The sequence below is a fragment of the Paenibacillus sp. J31P13 genome, assembly GCF_056269295.1.
On record NZ_JBWDNR010000009.1, the window covers coordinates 144176 to 165425 of the forward strand.

Below are 21250 nucleotides of genomic sequence, written 5' to 3' on the forward strand. Positions count from 1 at the left end.
CCCGTTTATTATGCGAAGAGGCAGGAAGTATCTTAATCTCTTTCTATGTTTCGCGATGATATCGACCAGTTTTGTGTCGTGGAACATAGGAACAACCCAAGTGTCAGCAGAAGCGGTGGATACCGGAAACGTGAACTTAGCTTTGGGTAAAACGGTGACAGCTAGCAGTTCGCTGTCACAGCATTCGCCCAGCTATATGGTAGATGGCTCTACGGATACGATGTGGTCAACAAGCGATACAGGCCAATGGACTAGTCCGATTACCGATGAGTGGGCAATGGTCGATCTTGGTGAAGTGAAGGATATTGCAAGATGGGTCGTCAAGAGCGGTGGCCCTGGCGCATTAGTGACAAGTGATTTTCAACTAGAGTACAGCACTGCTGGGGAGGGTGAGCCTTGGCAAACGGCGGATACGGTAACAGGCAATACGGCAAAATTATCAGACCGAATGTTAGCGCAGCCGATCCAGGCAAGATATGTCCGACTTCATGTAACAAAGAAGACTTCTGATGGTGTGGAATGGCCAGCCGTAAGGATAGCAGAGTTGGAGCTTTATTCCACTGCCGTGAGTATTCCTGTGTTAACGGCGGATACGGCTTCCGGCACTGTAGCGAAGGGAACGAAAGTGAAGCTTAACGCTTCACTTCCCACGGCGGTAATCTATTACACGACGGATGAGAGCGATCCTACAACTTCGACAACGAAGCTGACGTACAGTGAATCGCTAACAATTGAAAGCGATATCATAATCAAGGCGGTAGCGATTGATGACAAGAGCGGCGGCCAAAGTGAGGTCAAGACGTTTACGTACAAGCTGGCTAAAGAAGAAGCGGAAGCGGTTAATTTAGCGCTCGGAAAGAGCGTGACCGCAAGCAGTTCGCTTCCCCAGCATTCACCAAGCTATATGACAGATGGCTCCACACGTACCATGTGGTCGACAAGCGATACGGGCTTTGGAACAAATCCCATTACAGATGAGTGGGCAGTTGTTGATCTCGGCGATCAATATGATATAGCCAGATGGATTGTTAAGCACGCAGGTGGAGGCAGCTTAAACACGCGGGATTTTCAACTGGAGTACAGCTCCGGTGACGGGAATGGCCCTTGGCTTACTGCAGACTCCGTCATCAATAATACGATTATAGTCACGGATCGAATACTCACTGTGCCTATTCACGCCAGGTATGTTCGGCTTCACGTGACGAAGAAAGCAGCAGAAGGTTCGGATTGGCCAGCTGTGCGAATAGGTGAGTTGGAGCTGTATGCAACTACCGTGCTTGTACCTAAACTAACAGCTTCTCCCGAATCGAGTACAGTAGTAAAAGGGAAGAAGATAACGCTTAGCAGCAGTCTGCCTTCGGCTTCTATTTATTACACAGTTGACGGGAGCGACCCGCGAATATCGTCCAGCAGATTACTTTATTCGGAACCGCTAACGATTAATAATGATGTGAGCATCAACGCTGTTGCCATCGATGAGATTGGTGGGAACCAAGGGGAAGTGCAGAGCCTTACTTATAAGGTGCTGGTATTGGAGGATTTAAAGGACTATCCTAATCTTGCAAAAGGCGCCGTAGCAACGATGACGGAAGCAGCGGGATGGGGCAATGTGGCAGGAAGAGCGATCGATGGAAACCTGAATACGTATGCGCAACCGGAGAAATTCGGACTATGGGATCTGGTCGTCGATTTCGGAAAGCTACAGCCAGTTAATTATGCTGTTTTACGCAAAAATCCAGATCATCAAAACTATATTACACAATTTACGATTGACGTATCAGAGAACGGAAATGACTGGACCACCGTTGTAACGGAAAACAACAATATAGATGCTGATGATCAAATGTATAAATTCCCAGCACAGAACGCGAGGTATGTCCGATTGCATCAAATCGCTCATGTTGGCGGAGTGGCGGCAATTTGGGAATTTGAGCTTTACAACACATCTAATACCATGCCCGTTCAAGTCGATATGCTGACCAAAAATGTGGCAGAGGGCACTCTGGTCGGTATATCAGCTTCAGAGCCTAATGCATCGATTTACTATACGACCGATGGAAGCGATCCTATCCTATCCGATACCAAAAAGTTGTATGCGGGGCGCTTCCCGTTAATTGGAAATGGAGTGGATGCTGAAACGGCTGTTACTCTCAAGGCTTATGCAAAGGCAGAGGGAAAAGCGGATAGCATTGTCACATCACAATCCTATCAGGTCGTTTCTTTGTCAACAAATCCAGAAAAGGGAACCGTTGCTGAGAATACGGAGGTTGCTTTGTTGAGCTCTGTCACGGGTGCTGTCATTTATTACACGACTGATGGGACAGATCCAAAGACTTCCACAACGAAGCAGACCTATAGCAGCCCGATTGCGATTATGAATGATGTAGCCATTCGAGCTTATGTGAGTGTTGGCTCACAAGAAAGCACGGTGCTTACTTTCCCATTCAGCCTAGCTAAGACAGAAATCAATGCAGCACTTGGGAAAAATACTACAGCTTCTTCCGAGGAAGCAGCTAATCCGGCATCGCATGCGGTAGATGGTCAACTAGACACATCATGGACTTCCAATAACTCAAACAAAAACAGCTGGCTTCAAGTGGACTTAGGTCAAGATTTTGAACTGACTGGTACTGAAGTGACTTGGAAAGAAGCCAACAAGAATTACAAGTATAAAATCGAAGTGTCCTCCGATGCCTTGAATTGGTATCCGGCAGTAGATCAATCAAGTTATGGCGGACGTGATCAAGTTATTGCGGATCACTTCCTTGATGCAGCACGGAGATACGTACGTATTACGGTAACAGATTTTGAACTCGGCAGTAAGGCAGGCATTAAAGAGTTTAAGGTGCTTGGTTATCCAAGTGAAGAGATGCCTGCTCTGCCTGTTGGACCCTCAACAAACGGATGGCCAAGACCTGTCATTGCTCCTTTGCCGCTTATGGTGGAAGGGGTGCAGAATCCGATTATTGATTTGAGCGGAACTTGGAAATTCACACAGACACCAGCTCAAGGCTTCTGGAAGAACAGCGTCGAGCCTTCTGCTTGGGCAGATGCTAAAGTACCAGCTAACTTAGAAGTCATTGGATTTGATATCCGAAGTCAACAGGGTGGAGATTGGTTCCCAGACCGAAATGTTGAGAATGTGTACAAGAAATCGATCATGATCCCCGAGGATTATCAAGGGCAAAAAACGATGCTTCGTTTTGAAGCAGCATTTGATGTTGCAAGAATCTGGGTTAACGGACATTTGGTACGGACGCATCGAGGCGGCTTTACCACCTTTGATTGTGATATTACGGAATATGTGACACCTGGCGAGAGTGCTTGGATTACGGTGGGTATTACCGCAGAGAAAGGATTTGTTGAATACCAGCATGTTCGGGGACTTGTTGGAGAAGTGAAAATGTTTGCATTGCCTGTTGATTATTTGACTAGGCTGCAAGCGGAAACCGAATTTGATTCCACCTACACAGATGCAACCTTGAAGGTTTCCACAGGTATGATTTTCGGCAGCTCGCAAGCATCTCTTGTTAATCTTGAGCTTGTTGATCCAGATGGAAACAAGGTGCCAATTGAGCCTGGCAGTATCCCTTTAAGCCCAGAAAATCCTGACAGTATGATCAGCATACCCGTGAAAAATCCTCAAAAGTGGGATGCGGAGCACCCGAACCTGTATAAGCTGACTGCTAGCGTTACGGTTAATGGGGAGATCGTACAGACGGTTGTGCGCAAGATCGGATTTAGATCCATTAAGGTTGACGGTAATAAAATGCTTGTGAATGGGAAGGAAGTCAAGCTGCGCGGAGTCAATTGGCATCAATCATCCCCTTTGGCTGGGGTTGCTGTTGATGTTGAGCATGATAAAGAATCCCTGCTGAAGCTGAAGGATGGCAACATCAACTACATCCGGGCTTCGCATTGGCCGCAGTTTGAATATGTACTCGATTACGCGGATGAAATCGGCTTGTATGTCGAGCAGGAAAACTCAGTCATGTTCATTAATGACTCACGATTGAGTGATCCTAATTATAAGAGTTATTTCATGGGACAGTTCTCAGAGACTATTGAAAAGGATCGCAGCCATCCAAGCATTGTCATTTGGTCGCTAGGGAATGAAAGCAGCTGGGGAAGCAATGTCGCGGCTACTCATGACTATGTGAAAGCAATCGATCCAACAAGACCGGTCAAATTTAGCTTTGGCGTCAATGCACCTAGCCAATATAATGATCTTTTTAGTGTTCATTATGGAGAGAATGGTTTGAAGTTCGGCGGCGGTGACAAGCCAGATATTCGTGATGAGTATGCGCATTTATTCATGTATTATGGCAGCTGGAATAGTAATGATCCTGCCAACCTAGACTTTTATGGAGAGTCGATCAAGCGCTATTGGGATCATATCTATGATTCAGAAGGAGCGCTGGGAGGCGCGATTTGGCACTCTCGTGATATTACAACCTACTGCGAAGAGAAAGTATGCGGATTTAATGCAAGATGGGGACTCATGGATTCCTGGAATCGGGAGAAGCCGGAGTATTGGAATGTGAAGAAGGCTTATTCACCTATTCGCATCGAGACCAATATGCTGCCTAACCCTGGCAAGGGAAATGAGCTCCAAATTCCTATTGAGAATCGGTATAACCATACCAATCTGAATGAGATCAAAGTGGAGTGGACCATTAACGGACAATCGGGAACATTGACCGGACCAGCTATTGAACCTATGAGCAGCGGCAGTTTGGTTATTCCTGCAAGGTCATGGAAGCTTGGAGATACGGTCCATCTGAAATTCTATCAGAGTGATCGCTACAAGACTGATCGATTGGTAGATGAGTATAACCTCACCATTGGTGAGAAGACATTCCATTTCAAGGAAGCGCAAGGGCAAGCTCCAGAAATGATGACTGATGATTCTGCTATTACCCTTACAGGTGAAAACTTTAGTCTTACTTTCGACAAAGCTACGGGCATGATCAAAACAGGCATTTACAAGGGAGAAACGATTCTGACCGGCGGTCCTTACTTGAATTTGGGCTTCACCTCCTCACTGGGTGCTTGGACATTAAGCAGCATAAGCACCACCAGTACGGACAACGAGGCAATCGTGAACATAGCAGGAAATTACGGGAATACGAGCGTAATATTCGAGCTTCATGTTGACGGAACTGGGTTGATTAAGACGACCTACACAGTAACTGGTTTGCCTACCAACTATGATGCAATAGGTGTAGCTTTCGACGTCTCTGCTGCAGCAGATCGGATCACATGGAATCGTAATGGCCAGTGGTCATACTATCCAGAAGATCAGATCGGCAGAAATGAAGGTACCGCATTCAAGACTGTAAGTGAAGGTACTGAATTATACGGTATCAAGCCGACGCGGGCATGGTCACAGGATGAGAAGGATTTCAACACGTACGGTAAGGATGATACAGGATTGCGAGGAACGAATGATTTTATTGCCTCCAAAAACAATTTCAATTTCGCGTCCTTGCTGCTAGGAGAATCGGGTAATAGACTCTCCGTACAGGGCGACGGAAATGGTTCTGTAAAAGGTTCTATACTAGGGGACGGAACCGTCAGGTTGGCAATCAATAATATTTGGTCGCATCCAGCAGCATATCCGGGTTGGTTAGAAGCAAACTCAGTCAGCAAACCAATAACGCTAGCTGCTACCTATACGAATAGCGTAAGTGTGCGACTCGATGATCATGATGATTATACGGTAAGCTACTCCGATGCTCCAACCTACTTAAGTGATCTGAACTGGACCAGTGCAACGACAGGATGGGGCGAGGTTAAGAAAAATGCCAGCATCCAAGGCAATGTACTGACTGTGTTCGATGGAATGGGAAGCAAGTCGTATGAAAAAGGAATCGGAGTCCATGCCAGCTCCGAGATCATCTATGATTTGGACGGAAAAGGATATGAAACATTCCAGTCCTATGTAGGTGTTGATCAGGAAAGTACGCAAGGACTGGTTACTTTCCAAGTTTGGGCAGATGGTGAAAAATTGTTCGAAAGCGATAAATTGGGTATTCGTTCTGCTGCTCAGAAGGTTAGTGTTAATATTGCTGGCAAGCATGAGTTGAAGCTGATTGTGACCGATGGCGGCAACGGCAGCAGCAGTGATCATGCCGATTGGGCTGATGCGAAATTGTTTAAACCTGCAGTCGTAGTTGCGCCAAGCACGGATGCAACGTTAAGCGGCATTGTAATGAATGGTCAATCCCTTGCCGGATTCCAAAAGGACAAATTGACGTATAACGTTACATTACCAGCAGGGACAGAAGCTGTTCCGTCAATATCTGCTTCTGCAGCTGATTCTGATGCGGTCGTGAAAGTAACCTCGGCGATAGCTTTGCCTGGAACGACAACGGTCGTAGTGACGGCGGAAGATGGCATAACCTTGCTTACTTACATGATTCATTTCACAGTCACGCCTGGAACAACCGATCCAGGTACGGATCCAGGAACGGGTAATCCGTCAGAAGGCTCGTCTGGAGGCGGAACGAAATGGCCTTCCAAAGAGCAGCAGATCGTTGAGGAGCTTAAGGTGACGAATGGAGAAGCTGCTGTGACCCTGCAGCAGGGGATCACGGAAGTGCTGATTCCTATTCAATCAGCAGCATTGAAAAGTTTAGGCAGGCTTGTATTCCTAGGTGAGGGTATCACTGTGGAACTGCCTAGTGCTGTAATTGCTCAATTGATCGGTTTAGCGAATGACGGGAAGCAGGCATACGTATCCTTTAAGTTGTCCAGAGTTGCCGAGACAGAAGCAGATCGACTTTTACAAAACGCAGCAAGTGATACGCATGCTTCCATTACACCAATAGGAAATGTCTATGATTTATCGTTAGGTGTCGTCGGTTCAGACGGAACAATGTTCAAGTTATTAACTGAATTCGTGGAGCCGATCGTATTGAAGCTTAAGTCCATTGAAGCCGCTAATCAGAATCTAACCGGAATCTATTATGTGAAGGACAATGGAGCGCTTCAGTATATCGGAGGCCGCGTGTCTAATGGAATGATAGAAGCGCCAATTAATCATTTCAGCAAATATGGCTTACTGACGTATGATAAAACATTCACAGACGTCCCAGAAAAGCACTGGGCATCAGATGTAATCAAAAGGCTGACCGCTCGTCAAGTGGTTACGGGAGTGAATGATACCGAGTTTGCTCCACAGGCTTATGTGACTCGTGCAGAATTCGTAACCATGCTGGTTCGGGCCATAGGCTTGCAATCAACGGGATCGACACCATTTACGGATTTGAAGAAAGACGCGTGGTACACATCAGCGGTAGCGGCAGCCTATGAGGCTGGTATCGTAACGGGACGAAGTCAAACGCTATTCGCACCGGGGGATACCATTACCCGCGAAGAAATGGCCGTTATGATTATCCGTGCTTATGAAGTGAAGACTGAGAATAAAGTAGACACAGCATCCAAGCAAAGCCAGTTTGCAGATGATAAGCTTATGAGCGGATGGTCAAGAGGATCCGTCCAAGCTGCTTTTGAGTTGAAGCTTCTTAAGGGTCGCGACAACAATCAATTTGCGCCGCAAGGTGTAACAACCCGAGCGGAGAGCGTGCAGGTTATTGCAAATCTATTAGATTAGACTGCATTAGATTAATGTAGACCGATGATTCAAATCTGTAGCGCTTGGCTCTTGCAATTGGAGATGTCCAGGCGCTTTGGATTTGGGCATTCATGCCATTTCCTTATTGAGATAAAGCGACATAACAAAACTTGACGATTGGAAGATAAAAGGGGTATATTCGTGTTAAAAAGAAATAACTAGCGGAATTTACATTTCAAACGATATGAAACCGCTTTCAAGTATAAGCGTTTAAACTATATATCTATGACAGGGATGATTCTATGTTGATAAAGTCGAGAGGGAGTTTCCTTAGTCGAATAATAGTGGCGAACGTCATTGTTTTTATTTTTTCCATTATCATGGTTTCCGTTATTAATTACTATTACAATACGCAGATCATTGATAAGCATACGTCCGAGACGTACCAGCAATTGCTGTCACAAACCGATTATAATATTGAGACCTTATACGAGAGAGTTTTTCAAATCGGAGAACAGTTTCTCAATGATACGGAGGTTATAAAGGGTCTCTATTCGAACGAACTGAGCCCGGCCGATTCCATAAAGGTTGCAACGCGAATCAATGATGTAGTCAATTTGAACTCTTTTATTAATTCGGTCTATTTGTACAATGGGGTCACGAGGAGATTTATCCACTCGATCTCTAAGGACGTCGACATCCGAACGATCGATAAGGATGCTCCGTCATTAATCGATGTACGCAAAACGATGAATAAAATGACTTTTCTTCCACATACACAGAATTATACCTATAGATCAAAAGACTACAACGACGATATTCTTTCTTTAATATTTACCTACTCGGGAGCGAAGAATGGGAATGGCTATGCGATCTTCATTAACTTGAAGCTGGACGCCATTCGGGATCTATTCAATAAAATGGAAGGCTCCGATTACTCAAACTTTATCATTGTGGATAAACAAGGGCTCAATATCATAAACGGCAAGCATCCAGATCTATTCATGCACGACAGCAAGGATCAGGCCTTTATTAGCAAGGTCATCCATTCTCCAGCCAAATCCAATAACTTTATTGCTGACATATCGGGTGAAAAGTCATTGATCACTTCGGTTTACAATGACAAACTGGAATGGTATCTCATTCATACAACGAACTATTCCTACCTGTCCAAGGATAGCTTCAATGTGCTGAAAAATATCATAATCGGTTCTATCATCATTCTATTTATTAGTATTGCTGCAACTATTCTAATCCTTAATAAAATTTATATGCCCTTTGGTCAAGTCATTAAGATGATCAAATTTAGTCATCCCTACGAACCTAAAGCAGACCATTACGATGATGTTCAATATGTCAGTGATGTTTTCAAGGGACTGATCAGTCAAGTGACGTCGCTTGAAGATACAGCTGTTAAGGATCGGAACAAGCTGAAGGAAGGTTTCCTCAAAGACTTACTGAATAATGAAGCTCGCATCGAACAAAGCGAGCTGGAGGCTCATTTTAACAAACTGGGTGTCCAATTGAAACCTGCTGATCTTCGCGTTCTTGTGATAGCGATGGAAGGGGAGGCAGTGAAGATCGAAGGCGAAATCGATGCGAAGAGAGCTCTTGTAAAGGATGCGATGTATGAGCTGGCACTTCGGATTTTTCCTGTTCATAACGATAATGGGCTTGAGAGAATAGAAATAGGGGATCATTCCTTAGTTTTAATAATGAATGCTGTTGAAGGTAACCCGATTGAAGATCAATTAAACGGATTTATTTATCAAGTCGAGAAATTCATGAGCATTCAAGTGAAGGTAGGGGTGGGCGTATATGTTCATACGGTGCAATCCTTACCGTTATCTTTTGAGACGGCAAAAGAGGCGCTGCATTATAAGTATGTGAGAAGCAATGAAAGTGTATTTTATTATGATGAAATTCAAGCACGCTTAAGAAAACAGGTAAATAATCCGTTGAAGCTCGAGCAAGCTCTAATGAATCAGTTAAAGCTGAATGACTTGGAAGGCGCACAGGCGGAGGTTGGCGAATTATTCAAGGAGATCAGAGGGTACTCGATTAAGGAAATATACGGGATATTAAAAAATATAGGAGAGAAAATGGATCATGAGTTTAAGGATATTGTAGACTTTTCTCCACAGTATGCAAATTATCAAAAGGATTCTCTGGTAGACATTACGACTGGCTTTACTACTATCGAACAAGTAAATGATTATTATTTAGAGCTGGTGGATTTTATTATTCGTGAATTAAAGGGGAATAGGTATAGAGATTGCAAAGTCATCGTCAAAAATGCTTGCGAATTTATCCAGAATCATTATAGGAAAGGCGATCTATCCGCTGATGCGGTAGCCGCTTCCCTTCAAATCTCGGTTCCCTATTTCAGTAAATTATTTAATGAGAATATGAAGATGACCTTCTCAAACTATGTAACAAACCTACGGCTCAATGAGGCGGAAGAGCTGCTGCTTCATACGCCTTTAAGAATTAAGGAAATCAGTGAGAATATCGGTTTCTTGAATAGTACCTATTTCATTACTGTCTTTAAGAAAAAACATGGGGTATCTCCGAATCAGTTTAGACAAATGAAAAAGGCGAATTAGATTAGGTGATTTCAGACTATCCATTTCCCTGAAAACTGTTTTCTACATCAAATTAAAGAGGTTTCTCATGAGTTCTTTGAACTTATGGGGGCCTCTTTTTTTTTGCATAATGATTTGATTATCGAACTCTGCGGAATAATGGAAAGAGGAAGTGAAAGGCGGTGACATAGGGTGGATAAAGAGATATTGGTCGTTGAGGATGAACGCAAGATTGCCAGACTGTTGCAGATCGAGCTTGAAAGCGAAGGCTATCGGGTAAGACTGGCTCAAGACGGCTTAGAAGGCTGGACGGCATTTCAAGAAAATGAGGCGGATCTTATTTTGTTGGATGTGATGCTTCCTGGAATAAGCGGTATTGAACTGCTCAGACGGATTCGATCTGTTAATGAGGATGTTCCTGTTCTGCTTTTGACGGCTAAAAATTCAGTTGAGGATAAGGTGTCAGGGCTGGATCTTGGTGCGAATGATTATCTGACAAAACCCTTTGAAATTGAGGAACTGCTTGCTAGAATTCGTGCTTCCCTAAGGTTGTCAGCAAGAGCGGTTCAGTCCGATAGTACAGGGGAGTGGCTAACAGCGGCAGATTTGAAACTAAATGTGAATACAAGAGAGGTAGAGCGTGGAGAGAAGCAGCTTCAACTCACACAGCGTGAATTCGACTTGCTCGCTTATTTGATGCGTAACAAAAAGCTTGTGCTGAATCGCGAACAAATTTTGTCCGAGGTTTGGGGATACGATTATGACGGAAATACAAATGTTGTTGATGTCTATATTCGCTATGTACGCAAAAAAGTTGATGAGGGATTTGAGACTGAGCTTATTCATACGATTAGAGGCATCGGCTATGTTCTGAAGGATGCACCATGAAGCTGAGAACCAAGACGCATTTATATTCCTCGGTTTTGTTCGCCGTGCTGCTGTTGGCTGCAAATCTTACTGTTTATTTTATTTTTTATAAGCTAACAATCGAACGTGAGCTGGATCAAATGGTTGCCGAGACACAGCAAGCATCCGCTGCAATTCGCGAGGCCTCAAATCATACTGCCACCGGTGAGCTTCTTCGCGCTTATGTGCCAGTGAACGGTATGTTAAGAATCGTGAATGAAAGAAAAACGGATCGTTACAATGAGCCTCTTGTCACCTCATCATCGGAAATAGCGCTAAGTGGTCAATCGGCTGTCTTTTATTCAAAGCGGCAGGAGGAACGGATTGAAATTGAGGGGAAAAGTTACGGCTTCGTATCTATACCCATTATCGGGCCGGAAGGAAATATTGCTAATGTGCAGGCTACAAAAAGCATGGATGAACTAATGGCGCTGCTTAGTATCCTGCGTATCGTTTTGATAAGCGTGTCTGCTGCTGTTATGATTCCTGCGGTCATTTCGAGTGGTATTTTGGGAGGACTCATAATGCGGCCGATAGCAGCGATGACGAAGACGATGCAAGAAATAACCCGAAGCGGCAAATTTGTAAAGCTGAAGCAGGAAGGAAGATCTAAGGACGAACTTGTTGAGATGGGTGAGACTTTCAATGAAATGATTGGGCTGCTGGAGATCAGCTTTAGCAAACAAGAGCAATTTGTATCAAATGCTTCACATGAGTTGAAAACACCTTTGACGATAATTGAAAGCTACGCCAGTCTATTGAAACGAAGAGGACAGCAGCGACCTGAGCTCTACATGGAGTCAGTAGAGGCCATTCATTCGGAAGCAGTGCGCATGAAGGTAATGACTGAACAACTTTTACTCCTCGCTAAGCCCCATCGGCATTGGGTGCTTGCGATGGATACAATTGATTTGCTTCCATTAGTTGAACAAACGACCACGAGCTTTCGCAATACTTACAATAGAGAGCTAACCGTAGTAAGGGAAGACGATAAAAAGGCGCTTGCATTTACGGATGCGGATATGTTGAAGCAGCTATTGTTTATTTTGCTCGATAACGCCAGAAAATATAGCAGCGATGAAATTATAGTTAAAGTTGGTGTTAATCAAAGCAATAGTTATATCGAAGTAACGGATCAAGGAATTGGTATTCCGGAGGATGAGCTTTTGCTTGTTTTTAATCGTTTTTATCGGGTAGATAAGGCGAGAAGCAAAGATGCTGATCAGGAGGGCGGTGCTGGGCTTGGTCTTTCCTTGGCAAAAGAAATTTCTGAAGGTATAGGGGTGAAATTAGTATTGAAAAGCCGGGAAGGCAAAGGCACTACAGCTATTCTGATTCTCCCTTTGGAGCAGTCGGAACAAACCATGCCTTCTCAGTAAAATATAATAATCATTGGTTACGATAAGGGAAAGATCGATAGAGGGGATGATCCTATAGCATTTCAAGGAACGCGCAGATTGTGGGTGTTAGCTGCATCGCTTTTTTTTATCGTACTGATATTGGTTGCAGCCATGGCTCTGTACTTACAAAAGGACAATAAGCCGAGCCTTACGATTGATGAAGCGGAACAAGAGGTACTGAATCAATATGAGGGAGAAATCATAAGCGCGGCATTAATCGGCAACTCTTACCTGATTCGTTTGCAAGCTGAAACAGGACTATATGATTTGAAAGTGGACAAGGGGAATAAAGGCATTACGGAGATCAACAGTGTTGAACAATATGAGAGCCATACACCAAACGGAAATGCAACTCCAAATGGTACGCAGACGACTGAGCCGGAAAAGACCCCGCATCCAACCGCTCCTTCGGTTTCCCCAGACAAAGGACATCCTCATAATCCTGCTATTTTGATAAATGAGGAAGAGGCAGCTAAGTTAGCCATAGCTAAGGTCGATGGAAAGGTAACAGACATAGATATTGATGAGGTTCATGGCAAATGGTATTACGTTGTAGAGATTGAAACACAGGGTGGACGGGAGGCAGACGTTCAGTTAAATGCAGCTTCTGGTGAGATCATATCCATAACGTGGGATGATGATGACATGGAAGATAGGTGATCATGTGAAACATCAGCGTTATGATTATAATCAAATTCTAATGTAGCTGTAATCTTGCTCATAGTTAGCTGCGTTAAAGTGTAAGTAAGCTAAGCAAGCAGCTAATAGAAGGAGGAAGATGAACATGAATAAAAAAAGTTGGATTATGACAGTAGCTATTGCAACGATAATCGCAGTCCCTGGATCAGCTATTGCAGCAAATGCGGTTTCGCCCAACATCAGTAAAGAAAAAGCAAAGGCGATTGCTTTGAAAGAGGTGCCGGGCACAGTCACGGATATTGAGCTAGAGCGCGAGAATGGCAACGTTTTTTATGAAGTAGAGATTACTAAAAAAGACAGCCTTGAAGAGGTTGATGTGTATATAGCTGCAAATTCAGGAAAAGTGTTGTACACAGAGAATGATGACGAAGATGAAGAGAGTAATGAGGCTCTTAATGATTCAACGACTTCTGCTGTAACACCCAATACTTCCAATGCAGGCAACTCTCAGAATGCTATTACAGAAGAGCAGGCTAGCAAGCTGGCTTTGAAGGTAGTTAAAGGTGAAGTGCTGAAAATAAAGAGTGAGCGGGATGACGGAATGCAGCAATATGAAGTGAAGATCAAGACAAGCAAAGGGATCGCCGAAGTAGAGATTGCAGCAGTAGGCGGCAGCGTTCTTTCGGTTGATTATGAAGCTAACGATGCTAATAATGATTTTGATGACCACAATGACGACTAAAATGCTGTGTTCAAATGATCAGAGATTTCCTTATTTGGAATAGGCATTGCAATGACGGCATGCACTATGATACATTAACAATAATAATTTGAAGGGGGTGAGGTAGGTGAATCACGAAATGGCCAACAACCGTATTAGCCAGCTGCCGTTAGCTATGGCTGGCATTGTTCATGCATTTTCCGTTAACGGGATCAGTCTGTCCAAAAATGCTAATACGATTGAACCATTCGCGAGAAGACGCCTACCTTAACCACAACGGATCGTATGATAATCCTAAGGGTCGCAGGCTTGTTGCTGCGGCTCTTTTTGTGTTTTGGAGCTAGGGTCTTCATCTAACAGGAGGCTCTTACTATGATAATAGTTAATGTTCAACAGATAAAGAAATACCATGCAGCAAACCTTGTTTTGGAAGGGGTAACGCTACAACTCCAAGAGGGTGAGAAAGTCGGACTTATCGGCCGCAATGGCAGCGGGAAATCAACCTTGCTCCGATTAATTGCAGGGCATGAAGGGGTAGACGAAGGCTCGCTTACGATTAAAAAAGATTTGCAGATCGGATATTTGCCGCAAATTCCTGCTGAGTTCGAGGAATTGACTGTATATGAAGTGCTTGCTTACGGTTATCGGGATTTGATGATTACCAAGCAAGAAATGTCGGAAATGGAACAGCAGATGTCCAGCCCAGAGGCTGTTGCAGATCTAGAAAAATTGGAGCGTTTGCTCAAGATGTATGCGACCGTTCAAGAGCGATTCGAACGAAGCGGCGGCTATGAGATGGATACAGCTATTGATCAGGTGGCAAGCGGTTTACAAATTGATCGAAAAAACGATCAGCGGAGGTTTGGCAGCTTGTCTGGCGGAGAGAAGACGCGTGTTGTGCTTGCATCTCAGTTGGTTGTCCGTCCAGCTTTGCTGCTATTAGATGAGCCGACCAATCATCTGGATCTCAAGGGCATAGAGTGGTTGGAGCAATTTCTTCAGCGGTACGAAGGAGCATGTGTCATCGTATCGCATGACCGTTATTTTCTCGATATTGTCGGTACGAAAATGATCGAGCTGGAGGACGGAGAGGCATTTACGTACCTCACTAACTACAGCGGATATATGAAGGAGAAGGAAGAGCGTCTTCTGCAACAGTTCGCACAGTATCAAGAGCAACAAAAGGTGATCAAAAAAATGAAAGAAACCATCCGCCAGCTGGAGGAATGGGGGCGTGTAGCTGGGAATGAGAAGTTTTTCAAGCGAGCAGCCTCTATTCGTAAAGCGTTGGAGAGGATGGAGTCAGTTAAGCGTCCCGTTCTGGAGCGGAGAACGGCGGATTTCGAATTATCACCACTAGACCGTTCTGGTCGTAAGGTTATTTCATTCGAAGGGGTGACCAAGCAATATGATGGTCGCATGATTTTGAATGGAACGGAGGGAAGCCTGCTCTATGGGGAGAAGGTTGTGCTTCTCGGGGATAATGGTTCGGGAAAAACGACACTCTTTAAATTAATTATGGGCATGGATTCGCCGGATACTGGCGAGGTAGAACAAGGCTCGCGTGTGGAGATCGGATATTTAGCACAACAGGAGCCGGTTAAAGATAACAAGCAGACAGTGCTGGAATTTTTCCGTATGGAGGGAAGTCTAGAGGAAGGCGAAGCGCGAAATGTGCTGGCAAAATATTTATTCTACGGCGCTGACGTATTCAAGCCGCTGCAAATGCTGTCCGGCGGAGAATGGTCACGTCTGCGATTAGCTCTGTTAGTGATGCGCAAGCCGAATCTGCTTCTGCTGGATGAGCCGACTAATCATCTCGATATGGCTTCGCGGGAAGCATTAGAAGAAGCACTAGAGGATTATCCGGGAACAGTGCTTGCGATTTCTCATGACAGATATTTTATTAATCGCCTAGCGAAGCGAGTATGGGAGCTGAAGCAAGGCAGAATTGCAACGTATCTTGGAAATTACGATGACTTTAAAGAAAAACGTGAGAAACAGTCAATGCAAGAAAGTGCATCGATAAGTGGTCCACCTCGCAAAACTGATCGGCAGTATTCAGATACAAAGCTGGTTGAAAGCAGTAATACGGCACGTATAAATGAGCGGAAACGTGAGCAACTGGAGCTAAAGATTACGGTACTGGAAGCGGAGTTAGCCCGTCATGATGATGAACTGCAACGATTAGATAGTATTGGCAATACCATTCAGCTTGAAGCAAAGTGGCGTGAGCGTGAAGGGAAGCAATCGCAGCTCGATGAGCTTCTAGAACTGTGGATGGAGATGTGAAAAATCTTACTCCTTAACCTATCATTTCTATGATATACTCTTATTTAAGTGAATATAAGATTGCAGGATAAAGGTGCTGATTCGTCAGCTTAATAGGGAATTCGGTTAAAATCCGAAGCTGTTTCCGCAACTGTATGTGCAGATGAAATAACGATAGCCACTGTCTCAAGGAGTGCAATGCTTCTAGCAGATGGGAAGGCGTTAAAGTAAAAGGACGCACAAGCCAGGAGACCTACCTTTCTCTGATCGTATCAACTCTCTTCGGAAGCTAAGAGGATGTACGGCAAATAGAAGAACGGGTATCTATTTAAATATGCGATTCTACTGTTTTCCGCCATTTCTCTTTTTTTGAGAAATGGCGGTTTTTGCTGTGCCTATCTTGCAGGACATTCACCAAAAAAATTAGGAGGTTATTTAAAAGTGGGATTGGGATTGAAAAAAAGATGGCTTAATATAGTCATCGCACTCATGTTGTCATTATCACTTGTATTACCTGTATCAATTGTAAGAGCGGAAGAACCAAGCGTAGCTGCTACCGAGCAAGTATCCGTGAAAGTGGATGTACGTGTAGAAGGATATAAAGGTACGATTGCAAAGCTTCATGATTTTGTAGCAACGGGTAACGCAGCCGTTACAGCAGAAGAGGTAACGAAGCAAGCGTTGGATGCTAATGCAATTCCGTATATTAACAAATCCGGTTATTTTCAATCTATCAATGGTGAAGCAGATAGCGAGCTAGGTGTTGCCAGCGGCTGGATGTATAAAGTGAATGGTGTATATCCGGATGTATATGCTCCAGATTATGAAATTAAAGACGGCGATGAAATTGTTTGGCATTACATAAACTTCTCTTCGGTCCTCCAAAATTTCACCGATTATGGTATGAATCTTGGATCAGGAGTCGACACGGTAGATAAGGTTACATTTGAGCCCTTCATTGAGATGCCGACAACAGCTGTTGCAGGTGAACCTATAAAAATCAAAGTAACGGGAAAATACAGCATTTTAAGTTACATCTTCGTGACTATAGAAGAAGATTTATTAGCTAATTTGGATCAAGTAACGATTGAAATGAATGGCAAGCAATATGTGACAGACGAGAACGGTGAAGCAACGATACCAGCTGAAGACTCACTTGCTGGTACACATGAGCTTAAATTTACTAAGGATTTACCAGGCTCTTTGTACGTTGGAACGAAAACAAAGGAAATCGCTTCTTATCCTCGTATTATTCGTACATACAAGGAATTAACGATTCAAGAACCAGTAGTGGAGCCTACCCCTCGCGAGAAGGTAGAGAAAGCTCTTGAAAAAGGCAAAACGTATTTTCTTACTGAAAAAAGTTTAGTTAATACTCGTGTCAATGAATCATACAGCGGCTATTGGATGCTTTCAGCTATGTATGCAGCTGGGGTAGATATTAAAAGCTATCCATGGCTTGTTTCACCAACAAGTGAAAACACAGCTTGGACAAAAGCTGCGGGACAAGCATCAAGCGCTGCAAATGAAGATTCAGGAACGATCATTGGCGCTAAGATTCTAGGTCTCGATCCAACGAACTTAAAAACACGTAACTATGTAGAAGATTTAATTGCAAAACAAAAAGGTTCGGGGATGTTCTCAACCATTTGGGGCGAGTCATTTGCTTTGGTCGCGCTTGATCTCGTAAATGCACAATACAAGCAAGCAGAACAGATTGACGCTATTTTAAAATTGCAAAATGCAACAACCGGTTATTTTGGAGATCTAGATGCAACAGGATGGATATTGTTTGCTTTAGCTCCACATCGTGATCAACCGGCAGTAGAGTCAGCTATTCAAAAAGCAGTTGCAGGCTATCATAAATCATTTATAGAAAAAGGCTTTATCGATAATGCAAATTCAATGGCTTCTATTATTTCTGGTTTAGCGTCTGTAGGAGAAGATTTATTCTCTGATAAATGGACGTACGAGAAAGACGGAAAAACGATTAATATCGTAAGCTACCTAGCAGAAAATTATCAGCTTGAAAATGGCGGTATTCGTTGGAAAGCCGCTGATACAAAATCTAATTTAATGGCTTTAGAACAAGTATATATTGCATTTTCGGATGCTTTGCATCAGAAATCAACTTTTGTTCGTCTCAAAGAAAGTACAACCGTTCCTCCAGTTGAAGGCCCGGGTACAGGCGGAGAAAACCCTGGAAATGGCAATGGCAACCCAGGAAACGGCAACGGTAACGGCAATGAAAATCAAACGATTTCAACCTATATTTCAATTCGTACTGGCAGCTCGACTCTACTAAATGAGTTTAAAGCGGATGTTCCAGCCAATGCAACAGCTTTTGATGTATTGCAAAAGGCTGCAAACCTAAACGGTATTTCATTGCAAACACGGAAGACATCTATGGGTATGTATGTGGAAGGGATTAATGGATTAAAAGAGTTCGATAAAGGACCAAAAAGCGGCTGGATGTACCGTGTTAACGGTGTATTCCCCGAATATGCTTCTGATGCTTACTCGGTAAAAGCTGGTGACCGTATGGAGTGGGTTTACACAGAAGACCTTGGAAATGATGTTGGCGGCGGCACACCTACTGTCGAAGTTCCAGCCATTATTGTTGAAAGTAAAGACGGCGAGATGAAGGCTGAAGTATCAGCTGAAATCATCAAGCAAAAGCTTCAGGATAAAACCACAAATGTGATTGTCATTGCAGATAAGACGGGCACAAAGATTGAACTGCCGAAGCTTGCTTCACTAACAGATGCAGCTAAGCTTACTGTATCAGTGAAACAAAGTGGTGATGCAATCTCTGTTCATGTTGAAGCAGTAGACAAGGATGGTAAAGTGATCCCATTTGCAACTTCAAATGAGTATGTGAAAGTAACGATACCAGCGGCAAATCTAGCGAATAATACGGTTATTTTAGTAAAAGTAAATGGGGAGTATCGCGCAGTACCTCATACTATCGTTAATAATCAGATCGTTATTTACACGAAAGTAAATAATGATTTTGTGATTACGACAACCCATGTATCATTTAATGACTTGGATCGCGTGAATAATAGGGATGAAATCGAATTTTTGGCATCACGTTATGTTGTTAAAGGCCAAGACACTGGAACCTTCAATCCTCTTGCAGAGATTACAAGAGGCGAGTTTGCGGCAATGATTTCACGCGCGCTCGGATTACAATCCAGCGGTAAAGGCAGCTTTGATGATACAGCTGGTAAATGGTATGAAGGAGAAGTCCAAGCACTATTTGAAGCAGGAATTACTGAAGGGACTTCTGCAACAACATTTAATCCAGATGCAACAATTTCACGGGAGCAGGCAGCAGCATTAATGGCTCGTGTCCTGGCATACGTGAAATATCAAACAGATAAGGTAGCAAAGGATAATTACTCCGATGCTGCAGATATTCATTCCTATTTCCTTGATGATATTAAGCTGCTTCAAGCTTTGGATATTATGACAGGTAAATCGGACGGTACATTTGACCCAGAAGGCAAGCTTACGCGCGCACAAATGGCGAAGATCCTAAAACGGACATTAAATGTTAGCGGATTAATGTAAAGATAGCGGAGCTGTTCTTGTCATGTACAAGAACAGCTCTTCCGTTATTTTTAGAAGAGGAGTGTTAAGATGCAAGTTTTAAAACGCAGTATCATGATCATCGCTATGGTCTTATTTTTGTTCTCTGGGATACTGACGCAGCACGTGTCTGCGAATGAACCGGTATCAGCTGCATATGAAACGGCAAGTGCGTACATGGTCAAGAATGTGCCCAATCCTACATATAACAATGAATGGTTCATCCTTTCACTTGCTCGCGGTGGATATAAGGTGCCTGCACATTATTATGAGGACTATTATACAAATCTTGTTAAGGAAGTGCAGGAGAGAAAAGGGGAACTGCACAGTCGCAAATACACCGAGTACTCGCGTGTTATTTTGGCATTGTCATCTATCGGTAAAGATGCACGGAATGTAGGCGGTTATAACTTAGTTGAAAAGCTTTATGATTTTGATAAGGTAAAATGGCAAGGTCTTAATGGACCTATCTTTGCACTTATTGCTCTCGATTCATGGCAATATGACATACCTAAGACAGCAACGAATAGTCGTGAAGAGATGATCGATTATATATTGGGCAAGCAGCTTGATAATGGCGGGTTTTCATTGTCAGGGACGCAATCGGATTCGGATATAACAGCTATGGCTATTCAAGCTCTATCCACTTATATAGACCGAGCAGATGTCAAAGTAGCTATTAATAAAGCACTGACAGAGTTAAGTCAATCATTGCTGAACAAAGGAAAGTATGAGAACGCGGAGACAGGAAATGTTGAAAATATTGCTCAGCTTATTACGGCATTAACCAGCTTATCGATTAATCCATTGAAGGATGACCGCTTTAAAGGCGTCTTGGATGGTCTGCTTCAATTTTATTATGCGGCTGATGGAGGCTTTAAACATCAGCTTACTGAGAAGGTATCCAATGGAATGGCAACGGAGCAAGCAGCATATGCCATTGCAGCATACGAGAGAATGCTTGCAGGCAAGACAAAGCTCTATGATATGACGGATGCAAAGCCAAGAGAAAGCAGCTTTTCAGATATATCGAATCACTGGGGGAGCGAAGTGATCGAGCAAGCATTTGAGCTTGGTTTGATGAAAGGCTATGAGGATGGTACGTTTCGACCACAAGTGCAGCTAACTCGTGTGCAAGCAGCATCGTTAATTGCGAGAACGCTAAAGCTTCAACACACACAAGATGCCCCTTATAGCGATATAGCCAAATACAACAAAGCAGCAAAGGACGAAATTGCAGCAGTATTTGAAGCAGGAATTATTCAATTGAATGCAGCCAAGTTTAATCCCGACAATAAGTTGACGCGAGCAGAGCTAGCTCTCATGTTGGCGCGAGGTTATCAATATAAGGAAGGCAAGAAGTACGAAGCTGCAAAGCTGGCTCCATTCTCCGATATAGCGCGCTTTAATGACGAAACCAAACAGTCCATTACGTTTCTCTATGATTTAAAACTGGCAGAAGGATCGAATGGCCTATTCTATCCATCAGCCTATACGACAAGAGCAGAAGCGTCAAAGTTGTTCGTCAACTTCTATAATCTAGTGAAATGAGGTG

10 protein-coding genes and 1 riboswitch are annotated in these 21250 nt (G+C 43.6%); all 10 genes read left to right on the forward strand.

Annotated features, from left to right (window positions below):
* Positions 1-55 precede the first annotated feature (55 nt).
* A complete protein-coding gene (locus tag AC0YOD_RS24070; protein ID WP_475801871.1) occupies positions 56-7618 on the forward strand; it encodes a discoidin domain-containing protein in 7563 nt (2520 codons plus the stop codon).
* A gap of 305 nt (positions 7619-7923) precedes the next feature.
* Positions 7924-10185: a helix-turn-helix domain-containing protein gene (locus AC0YOD_RS24075; RefSeq protein WP_475801872.1), complete on the forward strand. Its 2262-nt coding sequence runs from the start codon at positions 7924-7926 to the stop codon at positions 10183-10185.
* A gap of 171 nt (positions 10186-10356) precedes the next feature.
* Positions 10357-11052, forward strand: coding sequence for a response regulator transcription factor (locus AC0YOD_RS24080; RefSeq protein WP_475801873.1), 696 nt, complete (start codon positions 10357-10359; stop codon positions 11050-11052).
* Positions 11049-12449: a sensor histidine kinase gene (locus tag AC0YOD_RS24085; protein ID WP_475801874.1), complete on the forward strand. Its 1401-nt coding sequence runs from the start codon at positions 11049-11051 to the stop codon at positions 12447-12449. Before AC0YOD_RS24080 ends, AC0YOD_RS24085 begins: the two co-directional genes overlap by 4 nt.
* Positions 12450-12533: 84 nt before the next feature.
* Positions 12534-13130, forward strand: a complete 597-nt coding sequence (locus tag AC0YOD_RS24090) for a PepSY domain-containing protein (RefSeq protein ID WP_475801899.1) — start codon at positions 12534-12536, stop codon at positions 13128-13130.
* A gap of 124 nt (positions 13131-13254) precedes the next feature.
* Positions 13255-13851, forward strand: a complete 597-nt coding sequence (locus AC0YOD_RS24095; RefSeq protein WP_475801875.1) for a PepSY domain-containing protein — start codon at positions 13255-13257, stop codon at positions 13849-13851.
* Positions 13852-13957: 106 nt separating this feature from the next.
* On the forward strand, positions 13958-14101 hold the full coding sequence (locus AC0YOD_RS24100; RefSeq protein WP_475801876.1) for an RAxF-45 family protein: 144 nt from the start codon (positions 13958-13960) through the stop codon (positions 14099-14101).
* 101 nt (positions 14102-14202) lie between these two features.
* Positions 14203-16122 (forward strand): ribosomal protection-like ABC-F family protein, encoded by a 1920-nt coding sequence (gene abc-f, locus AC0YOD_RS24105; protein ID WP_475801877.1) that lies wholly within the window; start codon positions 14203-14205, stop codon positions 16120-16122.
* 54 nt (positions 16123-16176) lie between these two features.
* Positions 16177-16376, forward strand: a riboswitch (cobalamin riboswitch).
* 166 nt (positions 16377-16542) lie between these two features.
* Positions 16543-19677, forward strand: coding sequence for an S-layer homology domain-containing protein (locus AC0YOD_RS24110; RefSeq protein ID WP_475801878.1), 3135 nt, complete (start codon positions 16543-16545; stop codon positions 19675-19677).
* Positions 19678-19746: 69 nt separating this feature from the next.
* Positions 19747-21246: an S-layer homology domain-containing protein gene (locus AC0YOD_RS24115; RefSeq protein ID WP_475801879.1), complete on the forward strand. Its 1500-nt coding sequence runs from the start codon at positions 19747-19749 to the stop codon at positions 21244-21246.
* Positions 21247-21250: the final 4 nt, after the last annotated feature.

Excerpts from the sequence above, each read along its gene's own strand:
- AC0YOD_RS24085 (WP_475801874.1), top strand. The coding sequence starts at position 11,049 with ATGAAGCTGAGAACCAAGACGCATTTATATTCCTCGGTTTTGTTCGCC.
- AC0YOD_RS24095 (WP_475801875.1), top strand. The coding sequence starts at position 13,255 with ATGAATAAAAAAAGTTGGATTATGACAGTAGCTATTGCAACGATAATC.
- AC0YOD_RS24115 (WP_475801879.1), top strand. The coding sequence starts at position 19,747 with ATGCAAGTTTTAAAACGCAGTATCATGATCATCGCTATGGTCTTATTT.
- abc-f (WP_475801877.1), top strand. The coding sequence starts at position 14,203 with ATGATAATAGTTAATGTTCAACAGATAAAGAAATACCATGCAGCAAAC.
- AC0YOD_RS24070 (WP_475801871.1), top strand. The coding sequence starts at position 56 with ATGATATCGACCAGTTTTGTGTCGTGGAACATAGGAACAACCCAAGTG.